The sequence below is a fragment of the Bacillus sp. FSL L8-0099 genome, from assembly GCF_038006385.1.
GTDB classification, from domain to species: domain Bacteria; phylum Bacillota; class Bacilli; order Bacillales; family Bacillaceae_G; genus Bacillus_A; species Bacillus_A toyonensis.
This window is the reverse complement of record NZ_JBBOVC010000001.1, coordinates 190,166-209,368: the sequence shown is the minus strand read 5'-3', so window position 1 is coordinate 209,368 and position 19,203 is coordinate 190,166. Positions and strand designations below refer to the sequence as shown.

Annotated in this window: 21 protein-coding genes and 2 pseudogenes; 10 read left to right on the top strand and 13 right to left on the bottom strand. The window is 34.3% G+C overall.

All coding sequences use genetic code 11. From position 1 onward, the window contains the following. Nucleotides 1–62: 62 nt before the first annotated feature. Together abc-f and MHH42_RS01200 are read right to left on the bottom strand one after the other, a co-directional pair. Complete coding sequence (gene abc-f / locus MHH42_RS01205) at nt 63–1,943, bottom strand: ribosomal protection-like ABC-F family protein (RefSeq protein ID WP_340892720.1); 1,881 nt, start codon at nt 1,941–1,943, stop codon at nt 63–65. 132 nt (nt 1,944–2,075) lie between these two features. After that, nucleotides 2,076–2,204 carry an RAxF-45 family protein gene (locus MHH42_RS01200; RefSeq protein ID WP_080119623.1) on the bottom strand — a complete coding sequence of 43 codons (129 nt, stop codon included), beginning with the start codon at nt 2,202–2,204 and terminating at the stop codon, nt 2,076–2,078. Nucleotides 2,205–2,624: 420 nt separating this feature from the next. On the opposite strand from MHH42_RS01200, the gene MHH42_RS01195 reads away from it, so the two are divergent. Continuing rightward, nucleotides 2,625–2,753 (top strand): hypothetical protein, encoded by a 129-nt coding sequence (locus tag MHH42_RS01195; protein WP_002037821.1) that lies wholly within the window; start codon nt 2,625–2,627, stop codon nt 2,751–2,753. Between the two features lie 133 nt (nt 2,754–2,886). Next, nucleotides 2,887–3,681 carry a DUF4931 domain-containing protein gene (locus MHH42_RS01190; protein WP_002059171.1) on the top strand — a complete coding sequence of 265 codons (795 nt, stop codon included), beginning with the start codon at nt 2,887–2,889 and terminating at the stop codon, nt 3,679–3,681. 11 nt (nt 3,682–3,692) lie between these two features. Here the strand turns inward: MHH42_RS01190 and MHH42_RS01185 are convergent, their stop codons facing one another. Then, on the bottom strand, nt 3,693–4,226 hold the full coding sequence (locus MHH42_RS01185) for a transglycosylase SLT domain-containing protein (protein ID WP_000713241.1): 534 nt from the start codon (nt 4,224–4,226) through the stop codon (nt 3,693–3,695). A gap of 248 nt (nt 4,227–4,474) precedes the next feature. Between MHH42_RS01185 and MHH42_RS01180 the strand changes: the two genes are divergently transcribed. After that, nucleotides 4,475–6,124: a DUF2334 domain-containing protein gene (locus MHH42_RS01180; protein WP_097854983.1), complete on the top strand. Its 1,650-nt coding sequence runs from the start codon at nt 4,475–4,477 to the stop codon at nt 6,122–6,124. 32 nt (nt 6,125–6,156) lie between these two features. Here MHH42_RS01180 and MHH42_RS01175 read toward each other — a convergent pair. The 5 genes and pseudogenes from MHH42_RS01175 to MHH42_RS01155 form a co-directional block, all read right to left on the bottom strand. Further along, nucleotides 6,157–6,818 (bottom strand): annotated as a pseudogene (locus MHH42_RS01175) (TatD family hydrolase). A 743-nt stretch (nt 6,819–7,561) separates the two neighbouring features. Then, complete coding sequence (locus tag MHH42_RS01170) at nt 7,562–7,906, bottom strand: YxeA family protein (RefSeq protein WP_229203661.1); 345 nt, start codon at nt 7,904–7,906, stop codon at nt 7,562–7,564. 149 nt (nt 7,907–8,055) lie between these two features. After that, on the bottom strand, nt 8,056–8,892 hold the full coding sequence (locus tag MHH42_RS01165) for a YitT family protein (RefSeq protein ID WP_000248049.1): 837 nt from the start codon (nt 8,890–8,892) through the stop codon (nt 8,056–8,058). 117 nt (nt 8,893–9,009) lie between these two features. Next, nucleotides 9,010–9,339 carry a PH domain-containing protein gene (locus MHH42_RS01160; RefSeq protein WP_001004254.1) on the bottom strand — a complete coding sequence of 110 codons (330 nt, stop codon included), beginning with the start codon at nt 9,337–9,339 and terminating at the stop codon, nt 9,010–9,012. 160 nt (nt 9,340–9,499) lie between these two features. Next, nucleotides 9,500–10,477, bottom strand: coding sequence for a LacI family DNA-binding transcriptional regulator (locus MHH42_RS01155; RefSeq protein WP_016107383.1), 978 nt, complete (start codon nt 10,475–10,477; stop codon nt 9,500–9,502). 305 nt (nt 10,478–10,782) lie between these two features. Here MHH42_RS01155 and MHH42_RS01150 point away from each other — a divergent pair, with 305 nt between their 5' ends. Continuing rightward, nucleotides 10,783–10,878, top strand: coding sequence for a DUF3948 family protein (locus MHH42_RS01150; RefSeq protein WP_001179702.1), 96 nt, complete (start codon nt 10,783–10,785; stop codon nt 10,876–10,878). 64 nt (nt 10,879–10,942) lie between these two features. On the opposite strand, the pseudogene MHH42_RS01145 reads toward MHH42_RS01150, so the two are convergent. Further along, nucleotides 10,943–11,547, bottom strand: a pseudogene (locus tag MHH42_RS01145) (lysophospholipid acyltransferase family protein). Between the two features lie 334 nt (nt 11,548–11,881). On the opposite strand from MHH42_RS01145, the gene MHH42_RS01140 reads away from it, so the two are divergent. Further along, entirely contained in the window at nt 11,882–11,977 is a 96-nt protein-coding gene (locus tag MHH42_RS01140; RefSeq protein ID WP_001179702.1) for a DUF3948 family protein, read from the top strand. Nucleotides 11,978–12,039: 62 nt separating this feature from the next. Here MHH42_RS01140 and MHH42_RS01135 read toward each other — a convergent pair whose 3' ends face one another. Both MHH42_RS01135 and MHH42_RS01130 read right to left on the bottom strand, forming a co-directional pair. Then, nucleotides 12,040–12,180 (bottom strand): YrzO family protein, encoded by a 141-nt coding sequence (locus MHH42_RS01135; RefSeq protein WP_000894071.1) that lies wholly within the window; start codon nt 12,178–12,180, stop codon nt 12,040–12,042. Between the two features lie 21 nt (nt 12,181–12,201). After that, complete coding sequence (locus MHH42_RS01130) at nt 12,202–13,170, bottom strand: DMT family transporter (protein ID WP_001252495.1); 969 nt, start codon at nt 13,168–13,170, stop codon at nt 12,202–12,204. Nucleotides 13,171–13,297: 127 nt separating this feature from the next. On the opposite strand from MHH42_RS01130, the gene MHH42_RS01125 reads away from it, so the two are divergent. Together MHH42_RS01125 and MHH42_RS01120 are read left to right on the top strand one after the other, a co-directional pair. Continuing rightward, nucleotides 13,298–14,164, top strand: coding sequence for a LysR family transcriptional regulator (locus MHH42_RS01125; RefSeq protein WP_000423064.1), 867 nt, complete (start codon nt 13,298–13,300; stop codon nt 14,162–14,164). Between the two features lie 255 nt (nt 14,165–14,419). Further along, nucleotides 14,420–14,521, top strand: coding sequence for a DUF3948 family protein (locus tag MHH42_RS01120; RefSeq protein ID WP_001060020.1), 102 nt, complete (start codon nt 14,420–14,422; stop codon nt 14,519–14,521). A gap of 65 nt (nt 14,522–14,586) precedes the next feature. Here MHH42_RS01120 and MHH42_RS01115 read toward each other — a convergent pair whose 3' ends face one another. Beyond that, the gene (locus MHH42_RS01115) at nt 14,587–15,534 is read right to left on the bottom strand and encodes a helix-turn-helix transcriptional regulator (protein WP_000657124.1); all 948 of its coding nucleotides are present in this window, start codon (nt 15,532–15,534) and stop codon (nt 14,587–14,589) included. A gap of 134 nt (nt 15,535–15,668) precedes the next feature. Between MHH42_RS01115 and modA the strand changes: the two genes are divergently transcribed. From modA to MHH42_RS01100, 3 genes are all read left to right on the top strand, one after another. Further along, nucleotides 15,669–16,475, top strand: a complete 807-nt coding sequence (gene modA / locus MHH42_RS01110; RefSeq protein ID WP_001032238.1) for a molybdate ABC transporter substrate-binding protein — start codon at nt 15,669–15,671, stop codon at nt 16,473–16,475. A 5-nt stretch (nt 16,476–16,480) separates the two neighbouring features. Next, a complete protein-coding gene (modB, locus tag MHH42_RS01105; protein WP_002037814.1) occupies nt 16,481–17,155 on the top strand; it encodes a molybdate ABC transporter permease subunit in 675 nt (224 codons plus the stop codon). Nucleotides 17,156–17,455: 300 nt separating this feature from the next. Continuing rightward, nucleotides 17,456–18,307, top strand: a complete 852-nt coding sequence (locus MHH42_RS01100; RefSeq protein ID WP_000353551.1) for a GRP family sugar transporter — start codon at nt 17,456–17,458, stop codon at nt 18,305–18,307. Between the two features lie 67 nt (nt 18,308–18,374). On the opposite strand, the gene pnuC is transcribed toward MHH42_RS01100, so the two are convergent. Beyond that, entirely contained in the window at nt 18,375–19,025 is a 651-nt protein-coding gene (pnuC, locus tag MHH42_RS01095) for a nicotinamide riboside transporter PnuC (RefSeq protein ID WP_070174037.1), read from the bottom strand. Nucleotides 19,026–19,203: the final 178 nt, after the last annotated feature.

Genomic DNA, 19,203 nt, shown 5'->3' with positions numbered 1-19,203 from the left:
AGTTATAAAAAAAAGAAAGCTAATCCCTTCAGCAAAACTGAAAGGAATTAGCTTTCTACTCTTTACCCCACAATATTATCTAACTCATTATATAACTCCGCTCGTAACAACTCTTTTTTCGTTTTTTCTTCATACAATTGTTCAAGCATTTCAACATCAGCTACATGTTCCATTTTACATTCAAGTGCATATATATCTTCTTCTACACGCATTAACTCGGTTTCAATCCCCTCAATATTCCTAGCTTCTTTCTTTTTTACAGGGACTGTTTCAATACTTTTTCTCCCTTGAGGTTTCTGCTTTATTACTTGCTTCTCAATCCTTTCCTCCCACTTTTGACGAGCCCATGCATAGTTCCCTGCAAACTCAAATAATTTGCGTTCATCAATCCAATACGTCTTTTCAAATAACTTATTTAAAAAATAACGATCATGTGAAACAGCTAAAATCGTTCCATTATATTGCTCAAGAGCTTCCTCTAAAACTTCCCTTGATTCAATATCAAGATGGTTTGTCGGCTCATCTAAAATTAAAAAATTGATGTCTTGATACATAAGTTGCGCCAGTCTTAGCCTCATTTTTTCTCCACCGCTCAGTTGCGTTACATTCTTAAACACAGCTGGACCATAAAATAAAAACTTAGCTAATATATGTCTTGCTTCTCCCTCTGTTACAGCTACATACTCTCTGAAAGCTTCCAATACATTACTCTTCATATTTCCGTACGCATGCTGCGATAAATAACCAATTTTGACACTACTACCCATCCGAATTTCACCAGCATCTGGCTCTATTTCTTCTAATAGTAATTTTAGTAGCGTAGTCTTCCCTGTGCCATTACGACCAACGATAGCCGCACGCTCCTGAAAACGAACATGTAAATTCGCTTGTTCAAATAAAGGTTTGTCAGAAAAACCTTTACTCACTTCTTTCATTACAACAACATCTTTCCCGCTTCTCTCTTGCCCTTCAAACTGAAGTCCCATCTGTTTTCGTTCTAAAATCGGTCTCTTTAACTTCTCCATACGTTCTAACGCACGTTCCATATTTCTCGCTCTCTTATGGAGTCCTTCATTCGGCGGATTCGCTTGATTTGCCCATTCACGTAGACGCTTAATTGCTTCTTTCATTTTCTTTATTTTCTTTTGCTGTTCTTGATAAGCCTGAAACTCATGAAGCAACCTTTCTTCCTTCTCCTCAACAAACTGAGAATAATTCGTATGATACACGTGAATTTCTCCATCTTCTAAATCAAAAACTTTCGTTACAACTTCATCAAGGAAATAGCGATCATGTGAAATAACCATAACTGTTCCGGTGTATTCTTTTAAAAATTGCTCTAACCATTCGACTGCAAATAAATCCAAATGATTTGTCGGTTCATCTAATAGAAGTAAATCTGGTTTCTGCAATAGCATATACGCAAGGCTTACCTTCGTCTGTTCTCCTCCGCTTAATTCTAGAAATGATCGGAGGAATAGTTCCGTCACTTGTAGACCATTTGCTACCTTCATAATATTTGCCTCTATTTCATAACCACCAAGAAACGTAAATTTTTCTTGAATTATACCGTACCTCTCCATCAGTTTTTGCAAAGCAGACGCTTCCCGTTCCTCCGTCATATTTTTTTCTAAAACACGCATTTCTTTTTCTAATTCCTTTTCTACTTTAAAGGCGGAACCCAATACATCGTATACAGTCATGCCCTCATCAAACTTTGGAATTTGTGCGACATGACCAATACGTGTACCTTTCTTCATATGAACGGCTCCTGCATCCACATTCTCCATTCCTGTTAGAAGACCAAAGATTGTTGTCTTCCCACTACCGTTACGGCCAACTAAACCAACACGTTCACCATTCTTTATTTCAAGCGATATATTTTCAAATATGATGTTTCCACCAAAAGATTTCGTTACATTATTTACACTACAAATTGTCATTTTCCGTACTCCTTTCAATATAAAAAAACCATAGGAAAGAAACATTCCCCATGATTTTCGACATAGAAAAAGGAAGCCAAATAGCTCCCTTTTCACACGTTTATTAAAAATGGGTGAAGAGATTTCTATCGTTCAATAGCTACCTATGCAATTGTTAAAAAAGGGCAGACGTATCCCGTTAACAATTACATCATGAAAAATCGCACGACAAAAATAGATAAAATCTAAAAATTTGGCACGCGCAGCTAAAGAACGTTTCATCTCATTCACCCCTTTCGTACGGAATTTAATACTTACTTCTTTATTATACTTCCCTATTTTATGTTTGAATAGTCATTTTTCTGAAAATAATGAAGATAGACTAAACATTTCAATAAGTGACATCAAATCTTACAAAACTGTTATGTTCACGTAATGGAAAGCGATAGTACGAAAAGATGCCTCCCTATACAATAAAGATGTAAACAAGAGAGACAAACAAAAGGAGGAAACAATCATGATGAAAGAAATCGTAAAAGCAATCTTTGAGGTATTAGTGAACGGACAAGCAGTTGTAAAAGAACTAAATGAACTATAAAAAGGAGTGAAGAAATATGATGAACATGGTGAAAATGATTTTACACGCTTTAGTCGATGCAAAGGCAGTTAGCCAAGAATTAAACCAACAATAAAAAGGGGTATATGAATATGAAGAAAGCCATTATTATAATCACAAGTACAGCAATCGCCTTATACACAATAAAAAATAGAAAAACGAAACATAGTGAAAATACTCTATATTATCCATACACATTATTAAAGAAAAAATAAAAGACAAGATACCCTATCGTAATGAGGATATCTTGTCTTTTATTTTTCCCTATTCACTTTAAAGGATTTCCTTCTCCTTTCCCCGAATGTATTAAGCGGGATTTTTACACATATTTTAAAGGGGTATATACAAATGGATACACAACAACTATATTTTTTAAACGATATCGGTAAACAAAAACCAGAAAGCATTCGGAACAGAAGCGCTGCATGTCCATTTTGCGATAGAGAAAATTTAACGGATATTTTAGAAACTGAGGGCTCAATTATTTGGTTGAAAAATAAATTCCCTACATTAAAAGATACATTTCAAACCGTGTTAATCGAAACGGATAATTGTGAAGATCATATCGCAACATATACAGAAGAGCATATGCGAAAACTAATTCATTTCTCTATTCAACATTGGTTAAAGTTACAGGAAAACGAAGACTTTTCATCTGTAATTTTATACAAAAATCATGGTCCATTTTCAGGCGGAAGTTTGCATCATGCACACATGCAAATTATCGGAATGAAACATGTAGACTATCTCGAGAATATTGAAGAGGAAAATTTCCAAGGGATAATTGTTCAAAAAAATGAACGTATTGAACTCAATATTTCAGAGCGTCCTATTATCGGTTTTACTGAATTCAATATAATCATTGATGATATTGCATGTATAGATGAAATGGCAAATTACATTCAGCAAACTGTACGTTACATACTGACAGATTTCCATAAAGGGTGTAGCAGTTATAACTTATTCTTCTATCACTTAAACGGAAAAATTATTTGTAAAGTTGTTCCTAGGTTTGTCGTTTCACCGTTGTATGTAGGATATAAAATACCACAAGTTTCTACAAAACTAGAAGAAGTGAACATACAACTAGCGCAGTACTTCACAAGGCAGGAAGACAAAAATATCCATAAAAAAATAGAGTAGGTATCGAAAACCTACTCTTTTAGTACACCTTTATTTCGATAGTATACGTTCTCTAATCCAACGTTATACTTCATATTATTATCCGTCCACTCTGGCCCTAAATTCCCTGGCCATCCCGATGTATTCGCTACATATTTCAATAATGCAAAATCAGTCAAACCTCTTTGCACCCCGCGCTTATATCCCTTCACCAAATGCGGCATTGCAATTTGTGCATTTGTACGTGGGTCTTTCAACTCTTCATCAGTTAAATGATCTGGCGCAAGTCCACCACCACGGTGCAATTGAAACAATCCGAATGAAGTTCCGTTGTCTCCAATACTTCTTGGATTCAATCGACTTTCATGTTCGGCAATTGTAAGAGGTATCCATTCTGGAAGATTTACTTTCTTTGCTTCCTCTATAATAATTTGTTTCATCTGTTTTGCTTCTTCTGAATCAACATAGCTTGTCTCTTTCACTAGCTTATCCATTCCTTCAGACTTTCCTTGGAAATATAAATACACCCCAAGAACGACTAAAAATCCTACAAAGAATTTCTTCACTACCTCTACCTCTTTCTCCGCTGAAATTTGTCCCCTTTCAGCCTTCCCTTTACAATTACCTATGTTCTATCATTCTCTTACTCTTTTATCATAGCAAATAACTATACATATTATCATCATGCTTTAGGCCTATTTTGTGAAAAAACATTTGGTAAATACGTGCAAAAATGTAACTTTCATAGACTATAACTTATTTTTTGTATATAATTGTAAATTGAATTCTAAATATAAACTAGGAGAATAATAATATGAAAAAATGGCTATTACTCTTATTCAGTTTACTACTATTAATCCCTGTCCCTATTTCCGCACAAAAAACCGAAAAGTCGAAAGTCCTTATTTTATACAGTTCAAATGATGATCAAATTACAAGTGATATCCAAATACTTAATACACAAGTAGGACATTTCACTAATGATATAACAATTAAAAATATAAAACAGTTATCTGAAGTAACTGATAAATCTTCGTATACACACGTTATTTACATGGGTGAAAAACAAGAAGAACTTTCTACTGAAGCAAAAGAATTTCTAGAAAGCTTCCCCGGACCACTACTAGTTTTAGGTCAAAACATAGAACAGTTATCTAATCGTTTTTCGTTCATCACACTTAAAAACGAAGATATAAACTCTGATAAAATTGAATATCCAACACGTAAGCTAAAGAATACATTAGAGGAAGAGAGATCAATTAAACAACTTGATACAAATGGAACAATTCTTGCCCATGCCTTAAGAGACAATAATACTTATCCATTAATTGTACAGCAAAACAATTCGTATTACGTTGCAACTTCCAACCTCTTTGATTGGATATCTTATTATATTGGCGAAAGCTTATTTTCTTATTTCCAACAAAAACCTGAAACTAATAAAAAATTAGCCTATTTACGCCTTGAAGATGTTCACCCAGCTGCAGATATAAATCAATTACAGGATATTGCCGAATTATTAAAGAATAAAAAGATTCCTTATATGATAACTGTTATTCCTGTATATACAGATCCAGAGACAGGTAAAACACTACATTTAAAAGATAAACCCAAACTAGTCGATCTTTTACGCTCTATGCAAGATGATGGTGCAGCAATTATTATGCATGGCTATACTCACCAATTTTATGACAGTGAAACTGGTGAAGGGTTTGAATTTTGGGACGTAAAAACTGATCAACCCATTCGTCAACCGAAGCATGAAAAGCCAAAAACAAAAGATAATTTCCCAAATATAGAGGCATATAACCAATATGTAAAAAAAGGTGAAGCATTTGAAGAAAAATATACGACAGATCATATTGAAAAAGGTATCCAAGAACTTGTAGATGCTAAACTATATCCTGTCGCATTTGAAGCACCTCATTACACAATGTCTCAAAAAGGATATGAAATCTTATCAAAGTACTTTTCAACTTATGTAGGTCAACTGCAGTTAAGTGATACAACTTGGAAATCCATGCACTCTCCAGCGTATAGAAGTACACCATCATTTCTACATGGAATGAAATTAATGCCTGAAACAGTTGGATTTATTGAAGAAGATAAACCACGAGCTATTGCCCAAATGAAAGAGCGTGCTTTATCTGTTGCTAAATTATCCGATGGAGTTATTGGTGCATTCTATCATCCTTACTTAGGTGTGAAACCATTAAAAGAAGTATTAAAAGATCTAGAGAGTATTCCAAACATAGAGTGGATTGATTTACAAAAAGAAACGAATGAAGTAAAAATGAAAGATATTCATATTACTACTAATAAAGACGGTATCCACGTTGAAAAACCAACTAGTGCAAGTGACGTAATTGATTATATAAAACAATATGGATTCTTCCTTATACTTGGGTTCGTTATCATTGTCTTTCTATTATTATTAAGACGTGCGAAAAAATTAGAATCCTAATAAAAAACACCAAGCGAGCTGCTTGGTGTTTTTTAGGATTCAATCAATCGATAAAAGCGAACTGTATTCTTATATATTTGTTCTGCAACTTTCTCTACTGGAATTTTTTTTATTACACTAACTTCTTCTAATACATCTTTAATCATACAAGGGTGTGTTATAGTATTCTCTTGAAATTCCCACGGTCCATCCGTCCCATTGTCGCTTCATTTCCTTTAAACCAATGGAAGTGTGCACGTGAAATTTTATATTCTTCAAGTAAATCACATACAATATCGGCATCTTCATAAACTGCGTGTAATACAATGGGCAAATCATATTCACTAGCTAGTTCTATAAATCGTCTCAATATCGCCACGTATGAATCTATAGTAACCCTTTCATCTTCTTTCGTTAAATAATACGGCAAGCCCACTTCACCAATCGCAATGATTTCCTCAGCATGAGCTTCAATTAATTTGAATATGCGCTCACATTCTTCTTTATGAATCGGTTGCTCCGGATGAAATCCTATTGCTGGGTGTATGAAAGGGAATTTCTTTCCTAAAGATAAAGTTTCCTTACATGATTGATAATTCATAGATACCGCAATAAGCCCCTTTACCTCTTTACTATTTTCCAAATCTTTAAGTAATCTACTTTTCTCTTCATCCTTATATTGATCAACATGTATATGGCTATCAATCCACTTCATCTTTATTCCTCCATAAAAAAAACAAGAAAGGAACCCCCTTCTTGTTTTATCATCTATATTATTTAACAATTAAGTTTGTTATGATATCAAATAATCCAATACATACTACGGCAACAGTAAAGTAGCTACAGAAATCTTTAATTGGAAACCTCACTACTTCTTCTTTACGCATCCCATTTTTCTCCCTTCTTACTAAATCCCTAATTATTTTCATCTATTTGTATCTATTATGCAAAAAATATGACAAATTTACTATCGAATTAACTTACGTAAACCTTACAATGTTGTAAGGTTTATAAAAAGAGCCCCATCTACATACAGATGAGGGTTATTAAAAAGTAGTTGTTTTTTCATTCTTCCTTACATTACAAACAGAAAGTAATACATTAGACTTTCTACTTATACTATATTAAATTTACTATCTTTTAACTATCGAATTACATTACAGAAGGCTTACATGTTTGTAAGCCATGCATAATGTAATTCGATAGTTTTCCATATCTATATTTCGTACAATACAGTTAGAAAGTAAGCCAAATAAGAAGAACGCTCACATAACCAAATTACATTGCTAGTAGCTACTCTTCTTATACCTTTCACTCATGCTACTACAATGTACCCCCTTCCCCTTTATATAATAAAAAAAGCCTTAGCCCATATGGACTAAGGCTTTTTTATGAACCTCAAAATACCCCTACCTAGTATTTTGATTTTCGACAAAAAATAGGTAGGGGTATATTTCGCTATCTCATCGCTAAAAGTTTACTCTTCGCATTAATAGGAATATTTACAGCTTCAATTTCTTCAATTGACTCGCCGTAGCGTCCTTTTGCGTACACTTTTAATGCTTCATCTCTCTTTAACATATGCTTAACAGTCTTCTTTATTTTTTGTTCTCTTCCACGTTCGTCAAATGCAATAAATTCATATTCATACCACTCATCACCAACATGCTGACCAATTGTATTCACAACCGTATAGTATTCTTTCGTCTTATAAAGCGGATTATATTTATCAATAACTGGTCCAAGTTTCGTAGGCAGTAACATTACTACTATCACTAGCATCGCTATTATAGTAGTGATCATTTTTTCTTCATAATAAACATTCCTCCTCTGCAGGATATATATACATCCATTTTAAGAAGAAGCAATAAAATCTACTATTGAATCTCATTACATTACACTTACATTTTTGTAAGAATAAAAAAAGGTGAACGATTTTACTCGTTCACCTTTTAGCTCGCTTTAAAGCCCCCACCAAGCACATCACGCACATCATGAATAACAACGAAAGCATCTTCATCTACTCGGCTAATAACTTGCTTTAACTTAACAAGCTCTTGTTTATTAATAACAACATATAAAACTTCTTTATTTTTTCCAGTATATCCGCCGCGTCCTTCTAATACAGTGACACCGCGTGTCATGTTTTTCGTAATAGCCTCACGTATTAAATCTGGTTGATTTGAAATGATTGTAACAGCCGTTTTTGTATCCATTCCTTCTACAATGAAATCAATCACTTTCGCACCGATGAATACTGCAACAAGTGTGTACATCGCTTTTTCTTGTCCTATTATAAATACAGAACCAGCAATTACAACGATATCAATAATAAGTACGCCTTTACCAACGCTCCACCCTAAATATTGATTTGCTAACTGTGCTAAAATTGCCGATCCTCCTGATGTACCTCCAGCTTTGAACATACAGCCTAATCCGATACCTACAAACAAACCAGCAAATAAAGCTGCTAATAGCGTATCACTATTTACATGATACTCAATATGTTCTGTAACATATAAAAACAAGGATGTTTCTACAATCCCTAAAATCGTATAAACCATCGTTTTTTTATCAAAAAACTTATAACCAATAGCTAGTAAAACTGCATTTATAGCAAAGTTCACAATCCCTGGTGACCAATCAAATAAGTAGTACGTAACAACCGTTAAACCAATAATTCCACCTTCCGATAAACGGTTTGGAATTGCAAAGTAATTAATACCAATTGCGAATAATAATGAACCAATTGTAATTAGTGTTATTTCCTTTATACGTTGATTAACCATAATTCATACCCTCCCCCATTTGACATTGTATCACTATCTCCTAGAGGTTTAGAAGTGGTTTTTATTCCGCATTTTACCTCTTAAAGATCGAGATATTATGTTTAAACAAAGGGTTGATTAATTATTCATATTTTCTCTAACTGCACGAACAAATCGCTCCACATTCCCTTTCTGAATATACCTAGCTCTAACCCTTTCATGATTACAAGTAAATTCAAAATATGGACAGAGATCTATGTCATCTATATGCAAATACGGATACTCTTCAAATATTGCAGGGTAGCCCGAAAATTTCCCGTAAAAAAGGAGACGTCTAGTAGTAGCAGCAAAAATCCCATGCCGGTAAGCTACAGTAAAATCATCCTTCTCAAATATCCCTACCACAACAGCTAAAATCTTTTCGTCATCCTCTACATATTTTTTCATACTCGATAAAAGTTCATTCATGCATATTCCTCCAAATTCTATTCATTGTTTTAACACTTGAAAAGAATCCATGGATTATTACAGACCGGTTTAACTCTTTTATAAAGTATGAAACGCGTTTCCTGTCAAAGACATTTCAAAAAATAATCCGTTATGCGATTATACACATAACGGATTAAGACTAAACTGTAGAGCGTTCCACAAGTTCATACGGAATCTCCACCTTTTCTTGTTTATAACTCTCGTTGCTCACTTGCCTATAAAACATTTCAAAAGCGTTTTTGCCTATCTCCTTTAAATTTTGATCAATCGTTGTCAACTGTAACACTTGTGAAATAGGTTGATTATCAAAACCAATAATCGCCAAATCCTCAGGAACTTGAATACCTAACTTTTCAACTTCTGTCATAATCCCAATCGCAACTTCATCTCCTGCTACTATTAACGCTTCTGGGAGGACCTGCATCTCCTTTAACTTATGAGCCGCTCTCACACCATCTTCTAATGTAAAACATTCTGTAAAAATCCACTCTTCATTAACCTCTTCATCTATGGATTGTAATTGATGTTTATAAACATCAAAACGTTTTTGACTACTTGGCCCTAACTTCCTTCCCGTACAATAACCAATTTTTTTATAACCTTTTTCAATAAGATAATTCATTCCTAACTGAAAGGCTGCCGAATGATTTGTATATACACTTGAGATATTTGAAATATCATTATCTTCACAAGCAATTATTGTGCCGTAAGAAACATACGGTTCTATCGTTTCCCAATCATTCGCACGCGAGCAAATAATAAGGCCGTCCAATTGTTTTGTTTTTAGCATATGTAAACTTTTCATTTCTTCTTTTTTATTGTAATTCGTTTGGCAAAGTAACACCCTGTAATTATGAGCTAACGCCACCTCCATCATTCCACCTACCATCGCATCAAAACACGGATGATTAATGTAAGGTAAAATTACACCAACAATATTCGTCTTCCCTTTGGATAAATGAACAGCGTTTGCGTTTTGTGAGTAATTCAACTTCTCAACTATCTCAATAACCGCTTTCCTTTTTTCTTCACTTACATATGGGTGATCATTTAGCACCCTCGAAACGGTCGTAACTGAAACTCCGGCCATCTTTGCGATATCTTTAATATTAGCCATACACTCACCTCTCCTTTTAACTTAATGAATTCCATGAACATATGTCAAATCTTCTCATCATTACACCTTCATTCGTTTTTCTTACAAAAGTGTAATTTTCCTGTAAGCTAATTCGATAGTGACTCTTCCCAATATCTTATACAATTAAGTCAGAAACAGGGCAACAACTATTCGAAAAGGAGCGGATCAATATGATGAACAAAATGAAGAACAACAAATTTACGAATACAATGGGCATGGTATTGTCCGCTCTTATCGATGCAAAATCTGTTGCTTCTACATTAAACAAGTAAGGAGAATATATTATGCAAAATATCACCTTTAACAAATTAGATTTTTTAGGACTAGCTAGCGGCTCTCTTCTTCTTACTGCTTTTATTTACGCTGCTACGCTTATATAAACTTTGTGTCCCCTTTCCCCTTTATATATAGAAAAAGACGACCGTCTATGCCCGGTCGTCTTTTTTACTTTTGTTTTGATTGCAAAGTTTCCTTTAGTTCTTCAAATTTTTCGTTTAATTGATCTGTCATCATTTTCATAGCCGTTTTTCGATCTATTTGTTCTCTGGCATCAATTTGAATCGGATCTCCAAAAACTAATTGCGCTTTTTTCCTTTTATTAATTCTTTTACACTTGATGGACCAATATAAGCTGCCGGCACTAATGGAACGTTAGAACGCAGTGCAATCGTAACAGCCCCCGCTTTTAATGAAACGTCTTCTGTTGATCTCGTTCCACTTGGGAAAATCCCTACTACTTTTCCCTCTTTTAATAAACGCGATGGAATTTTTAATGTGCTCGGCCCTGGATTCGCACGATCTACCGGAAATGCATTTACATTTTTAAAGAACCAGTTTTTGAATTTCCCTTCAAATAATTCTTTTTTGGCCATGTAATGAATTTGGGTTGGATACATCCCAGTTGCTAACATTAAAACGTCCATAAAACTCGTATGTGTACACGCAACAACGTAAGGGCCGCCTTCTGGTAATTTCTCTCTCCCTTGTACTTCTACTTTCCCAGCCATTTTAAATATATATTTCAACGAAAATGTAATTGGTTTATACATTTGTTTCGTTCCTTTCTAAATATCCGAAGTATAATCATTTTCTTACAATGATTATAACACTAAGTTTTAGGAGTTGGTAATAAAAATAAGTATTTATTGTTAAATTTCAATTCTTACAAAAGTGTAATTTTCTTGTAAGCTAATTCGATAGTGACTCTCCCCAATATCTTATACAATTAAGTCAGAAACAGGGCAACCATTTGAAAAGGAGCGGATCGATATGATGAACAAAATGAAGAACAACAAATTTACGAATACAATGGGCATGGTATTGTCCACTCTTATCGATGCAAAATCTGTTGCTTCTACATTAAACAAGTAAGGAGAATATATTATGCAAAATATCACCTTTAACAAATTAGATTTTTTAGGACTAGCTAGCGGCTCTCTTCTTCTTACTGCTTTTATTTACGCTGCTACGCTTATATAAACTTTGTGTCCCCTTTCCCCTTATATATAGAAAAAGACGACCGTCTATGCCCGGTCGTCTTTTTAAATTTTTCTTTCTTTTAACTCTTTTAAAAGCTGTATCAGTTCAGCTTGTTGTTTTACCTTCTTACGACCATTTCGATTAATTGCTGCAAGCTCGCACGCAACTCCGACGGCGAAGAAAAACAATAAACTTTCTAACATGTTAAATCCTCCAATTGCCTATTAAACCGCTTGGCGTAATTGCTCTTCTTGTAAAACTTGCTTATTTATATTTTCTTCTTTTCTCTGACAAACGTTATTGCGAATAAGTGCTGCAATAACAAGTAAAGTTCCTACAATATCAAACATTGTTATTTGATACCCTTGTATCATCATAATAATCAAAGTCGTAACGGGTACAAAATTAATAAATAAAATGCCGTTAATCGATGATAAGATTTTCACACCGTAATTCCAAGCGAGTAGCGCTATGATTCCTGGTAATGTCATCATAAATAACAAATCATACTTCACGATAGAAATCGTTCCCATACTTGGGACTGGAACATACCCAAGCACCGTAATCATTACAGTTATAATTCCTGTGACAGTCGTACCAAATACACACGTCAATGTAGAATAGCGTAATGTTGACCAATCGCTACACGTTTGACCACCCATCGTATAAATAACCCAACCTACAACACCAATAAATATAAACGCTAGTGAAAACATGTTATCTTTCAATGTTAAAAAGAAACTCATATCACCTTTCGTAATAACAAACACAGCTCCTACAAAAGCGATAATCATGCTCGTTATCATATATTTTTTCGGTTTTATATGCTTATATCCCCATAAAATACAAATGGAAATCATCGGCATGAGTGCTTCCATAATGGAGGCTACCATTACACCTGATTTTCCCATTAACATTTGACCTAAAAATATGAGTACATTATATACAGTAAACGCCATCGTTCCAAAAAAGACGAGTAACTTTCCCCTTCCTTCTAAACGAAATGCCTGTTTTCCTTCTTTCATTAACAATAATATAATCAGTACTATCGCCACTGCTCCATAACGAATAAGTGAAAAATAAAATGGATCTATGTATTCTAGCGCATGATCAGCAACCGGAAACATCGCTCCCCATGACATACTTGCAATTAAACATGCCAAAGCTCCTATTACTATTTGACCTCTTCTCACCATAATCCCCCGCTTCTTTCTATTTGCACAAAGAGAATTGTAAAAGAAAAAACATATCACGTAAAACGATTCAAAATGATGTTAACTATCATTTATAATGATAGTTAACATCAAGGGGGAGCATACAATGGAATTACGAGACTTACAAATCTTCCAAAGCGTTGCCGATCGCGGTAGTGTAAGCGGCGCAGCAAAGGAATTAAATTATGTACAATCAAATGTAACCGCACGTATTAAACAATTAGAAAACGAGCTAAAAACACCGCTCTTTTACCGTCATAAACGAGGCATGACTTTAACAGCTGAAGGAAGAAAAATGCTCGTTTATGTTAATAAAATTTTGCAAGATGTTGAAGAGCTAAAACAAGTGTTTCTAGATAGTGAAACACCATCTGGTATATTAAAAATCGGTACAGTCGAAACAGTAAGTACATTGCCTACCATTTTGTCTTCTTACTATAAAAGCTATCCAAACGTTGATTTATCATTACAAGCTGGTCTAACCGAAGAACTTATTAGAGAAGTCCTTGACCATCAATTAGATGGCGCCTTTATATCAGGTCCTATTAAGCATCCACTAATTGAACAATACGATGTTAGTACAGAAAAATTAATGCTCGTGACACAAAATAAAGCTTTTCATATAGAAGAATTTACTACGACGCCCTTACTCGTTTTTAATCAAGGGTGTGGATACCGTACCAAACTAGAACGATGGCTTAAAGATGAAGGTTTGCTACCAAAAAGAATTATGGAATTTAACATATTAGAAACAATATTAAATAGTGTAGCACTCGGTCTTGGGATTACACTCGTGCCCCAGTCCGCGGTACAACATCTTTCTACAGCAGGTAAAGTACACTGTCATCCGATTCCCGAGAAATACGGTAGTATTTCAACTGTTTTCATACGCCGCAAAGATAGCTACATGACCAATTCAATGCGTAGCTTTTTAAAAACAATTGAAGAGCACCATCACATCAATATGCTTTAAAAGACATTCTTACACGAATGTCTTTTTTTCTTACAAAAGTGTAAGTCTCCCGTAAGATAATTCGATAGTTGTAGTTCATCATTTTCCCTATAATTAAGACATAAAGCAGGGCAACAACAATTCGAAAAGGAGCGGATACGCATGATGAACAAAATGAAATCAAACAATTTTTTTAACACAATGGGCATGGCGCTATCCGCACTTGTCGATGCAAAAGCAGTTGCAACTACATTAAACAAATAAGGAGAGATTATAATGAACAACATTACTTTCAACAAATCAGACTTTATCGGACTTGCAAGTGGAGCGACTCTTCTTACAGCTTTCATTTACACACTTGCTCAAAGTCTTGTTTAACAATTCGTTTCCCCAAACCCCTTTATATATAGAAAAAGCTGCTCGTCTTATAGACAAGCAGCTTTTTAGTTTGTTTCATATATAATTTGGCCTGTTTTCATAATATCGTATCCGCCAATCGCTTTTAACTCATTATGAAATTCTTCCGATTGCAGAATGTCTTTCATAACTTCAATAAGTTCTTCATTGTCTTTATTCTTCAAAATTACTAAATCATACTGTTCTTTCATTATCGGAATAAAGTCTACATTTACAATTTGCGAAACCTTTTCCGATCCTACCCCAACATCAGCTTTTCCGTTCGCAACTTGCGTGGCAACACCAAGATGACTCGATTCTTCCCATTCATATCCACTAATATGTTCTTTATTTAACTTTTGAATTCGTAATTGTTCATCCACTAGCACCCTAATACCAGAGCCTTTTTCTCGATTTACAAATTTTATAGAGGACCCGGATATGTCAGCCCATGTCTTTATTTTCTTTGGGTTTCCTTTTTGAACATAAAACCCCACATTTCTTGCCAATAAATTGATCATAATACACGGTTGTCCAACTAAAATACGTTTTACGTAAGGAACATTATAAGTACCCGTTTCACCATCAAATAAGTGTAAACTAACTACACTTCCTTCTCCTTGGTACATCTTCACTAAACTTGTTAAACTACCTTGATACGCTCTTAATACATTAGAATTTAGCAATCGATTTTCTATACGTTTTGCCAACATATCTAACGTTAGTTCTTGCCCGCTAATGATGCATGTATTCAAGATACTACTATCGTCATTCTTTACAGAAGTAACTTGTATCTTTCCTGTTTTCATTTGCTTTATATATTGTTCTAAATCCGCTGTATCAATGCGCATCTGTCTACCAACTCTATAAGAAGGAAGTTCTCCTTTTTTAATTAAGTCGTATACAGTTAGTTTTGATACTTTTAATCGCTTCGCTACTTCTTCCGTTGTGTAGGAATGATGATCCATAGACGATTCCTCACTTTCTTCCTTCATTGTAACAAAGAAAAGAATATTTCTCCTATTTTTTAAAAACAACCATATTGTTCAAATTATATTCAATTATAACTAGTTATAATTAGTTATATTTAGTTATAATTAATTATGTCAAAACGAAAGGGGATTTTTTTATGAACAAATTCACATTACGATCTATTGGGGCACTTATACTTTCTTTCCTTCTTATATTTAGTGCTGCTTGTACAAGCGTGGAAAAGAAGGAGAAGTCAGTTGCTAAAGAGAGAAAAACAGTCGAACTGACTATATCAGCTGCTGCTAGCTTACAAGATGCATTAAAAGAAATTGAAAAACAATATAAAGAGAAAAAGCCTAATATTAAACTTTCTTTTAACTTCGGTGCTTCCGGTGCACTTCAACAACAAATCGAACAAGGTGCGCCTGCTGATTTATTCTTCTCTGCAGCAGAAGATAAATTCCAAACACTTGTTAAAAAAGGATTCATTAATGAAAAAGAAGGAAAAAACCTTCTTGGAAATGAACTAGTTCTAGTCGTCCCAAAAGATAGCTCTCTTACAAAAATTCAAGATTTAAAAGATGAGAAAATCAAAAAAATCGCACTTGGTACACCTGAATCTGTACCCGCTGGGAAATATGCAAAAGCTTCTCTCACACATGAAAATCTTTGGAATGACATTCAAAATAAAATCGTATTTACAAAAGATGTTCGCCAAGTGTTAACATATGTAGAAACAGGTAATGTCGATGCTGGTATTGTATACAAAACAGATGCTCTCATTTCAGACAAAGTAAAAATTGGCGAGACGGCAGCAGCTACTTCTCATGAACCAATCCACTATCCTTTAGGCGTTATAAAAGAATCGAAGCATAAGAAAGAGGCGACTTCATTTTATGAATATTTGCAGTCAAAAGATGCACAATCTATCTTTAAGAAATATGGATTTACAGTCCTATCATAATTGCCATGAGCTTTGATGATATTTTGTCACCTGTCTTTTTATCTTTACGAGTAGCTGCATACGCCACCATTATCGTCACAATTTTAGGAACGATTATCGGTCGGTCACTAGCACGCTCCTCATGGAGATATAAAGTAATACTAGAAACTATTTTCTTATTACCAATGGTACTTCCGCCAACTGTAATCGGCTTTTTTCTCATTATTATTTTTGGAAATAACAGCCCCATTGGAAAGTGGATAGAATCGGTATTTCAGCAGTCCATTATGTTCACATCTACTGCTGCTATCATTGCTTCTACAGTTGTCGCATTTCCGCTCATGTATCAATCAGCAAAAACAGGATTTTCGATCGCAAATGTACAAATTGAAGAGGGCGCTCGCGATCTCGGCGCCAGTGAATATCAAGTTTTTCTACACGTTACACTACCGCTTGCATTTCCTGCATTACTAAGCGGTATGATCTTAAGCTTTGTTCGTGCACTAGGAGAATTTGGTGCTACACTCATGTTTGCTGGGAATATTCCTGGCAAAACACAGACAATCCCAACAGCAATTTATATGGCCATTGATGCAAGTAATATGCAACTCGCTTGGACACTTGTAATTATCACTATCAGTATGTCACTCATATTTCTCCTATGTATTCAGCTCATTAATAAAAGAATTACTAATTCTTAAAGCAGCTTTCGACAAAAGCTGCTTTTTTATTTCTTAGGAAATAAAAAATACTATATAAAGTGACTGAATTTTACCTTTTATTTAAAGATACATTCTATTTGAATTTACTTTCTAAAATAGGCAATTTCCTGTTATTATATGGAGGTGTTTGAAAAAATGAAGAAATGAAAACGCATTTATATCGTGAATTCTTCATCCTGTTTTAGCGATCGGTAATCTTCTACTCTATTAGTGGGGCATTACCGATCGTTAGAACGATATGTAATTATATTGGTATAGCAAACCGAAGGGAGTCTTGTAATGGACATTTTATTAGCGCTTCTTCCTGCAATTGCATGGGGAAACATCTTATTAGTAAGCGTAAAAATGGGCGGTGGTGCATATAGCCAAACGGTAGGTATGACAATCGGTGCTCTATTCTTCGCAACAGTTATGTATGTATTTACTCAACCAGCTTTAACAATGACAATCTTGATTGTTGGTTTTATTTCAGGTTTATTCTGGGCTTTAGGACAAGTAAACCAATTAAAAACAGTTGAAAAGTTAGGTGTTTCTACTACTGTAACGATTTCTACTGGTATGCAACTTGTTGCAACTTCTATCTTTGGAGTTATCGCTTTCCGCGAGTGGACTACTACAACAACGATCATTATGGGAACGATTGCAATCCTATTAATCGTAGTTGGCGTTGTATTCACATCATTAGATGATAAAGAAAATGCACAGCCACCAGGACAATTGAAAAAAGGACTTCTTACTTTAATTGTTTCTACTTTCGGCTATCTTGTATATGTAATTATTATTCGTTGGTATAACATTGATGGTTGGTCTGCTATTTTACCACAAGCAGTTGGTATGTTTGTCGGTGCGGTTGTACTGACATCTAAACATAAGCCATTTAACAAATATGCAATTCGTAATGCTTTATCTGGTTTACTTTGGGGAACAGGAAACTTATTCTTACTTCTTTCATTACCACGTGTCGGAGTAGCGACAAGCTTCCCATTATCTCAAACTGGAATCGTTATCTCAACATTCGGTGCGATTGTCTTCTTAGGTGAAAAGAAAACAAAACGTCAATTGATCTTTATTGCACTAGGTAGTGTTTTAATTATCGGCGGCGCTGTATTACTTGGTCTAACAAAAGCATAAACTTATATTCTATTAAAAACCCCTGAGGCATATGTGTCCCAGGGGTTTTTTCGATTTTAATTATTTTCTAAATATAATTATTTACACGCACTTGTCCTTTATAGTTCTTCTTCCACTCTAGCAAACCAGCTACACATATAAAGAGATTAATAACAGCTAGTATTAGCATGACATATAAACCAGTGGAAATATAAATTACAATGCTAACTACGTTATACAAAATCCATAAATGCCAGTTCTCTAAGATTTTTCGACTTAGCATAAATTGAGCTACTAATCCTAATACAGCATTTAAAGCGTCTAAATATGGACTTGTTGATTCTAAATGACGGACTTGATAATAGCCCCAACCAACCCAAGCAACTAAAATAAAAATTATATAAAAGGTCCACCCCTTTAAATCTAAACGGACAGTTGCTTTTACCTCTTCTTCCCCACTACGTGCAATCCAATAATACCAACCATATACATTAAATATAAATTGAAAGACTGCTAATACTGCCATTGCATATAAATATTGTATAATGAAAATATACAGAAATAACGTAACAGTAATCATACCAAATAAAAAGTTGGATACTTTTTCTCTTGCTAATAACCAAACATTAACAATCCCCATAACCGATGCGAAAATTTCAATATAACTCGATTGAATGTAAAATCCAACCAATACGCAAATAATACTAGAAATGAGTAAAAAAAGTGGACTTCTAACCATATTTATCTCTCCCCAGATGTGTAATAAATTCCATATCACCAGTATAAGGAACTCCTCTTATTTTTATCATGAATTCCCTTATTCAAAAACCCCCTCATTATCTATTCCATATACGGTAAGTCTTTTCTTTTTACAAAATTCTCTTAAAAATGGTATCGTTTTTTATAACATATCTCTA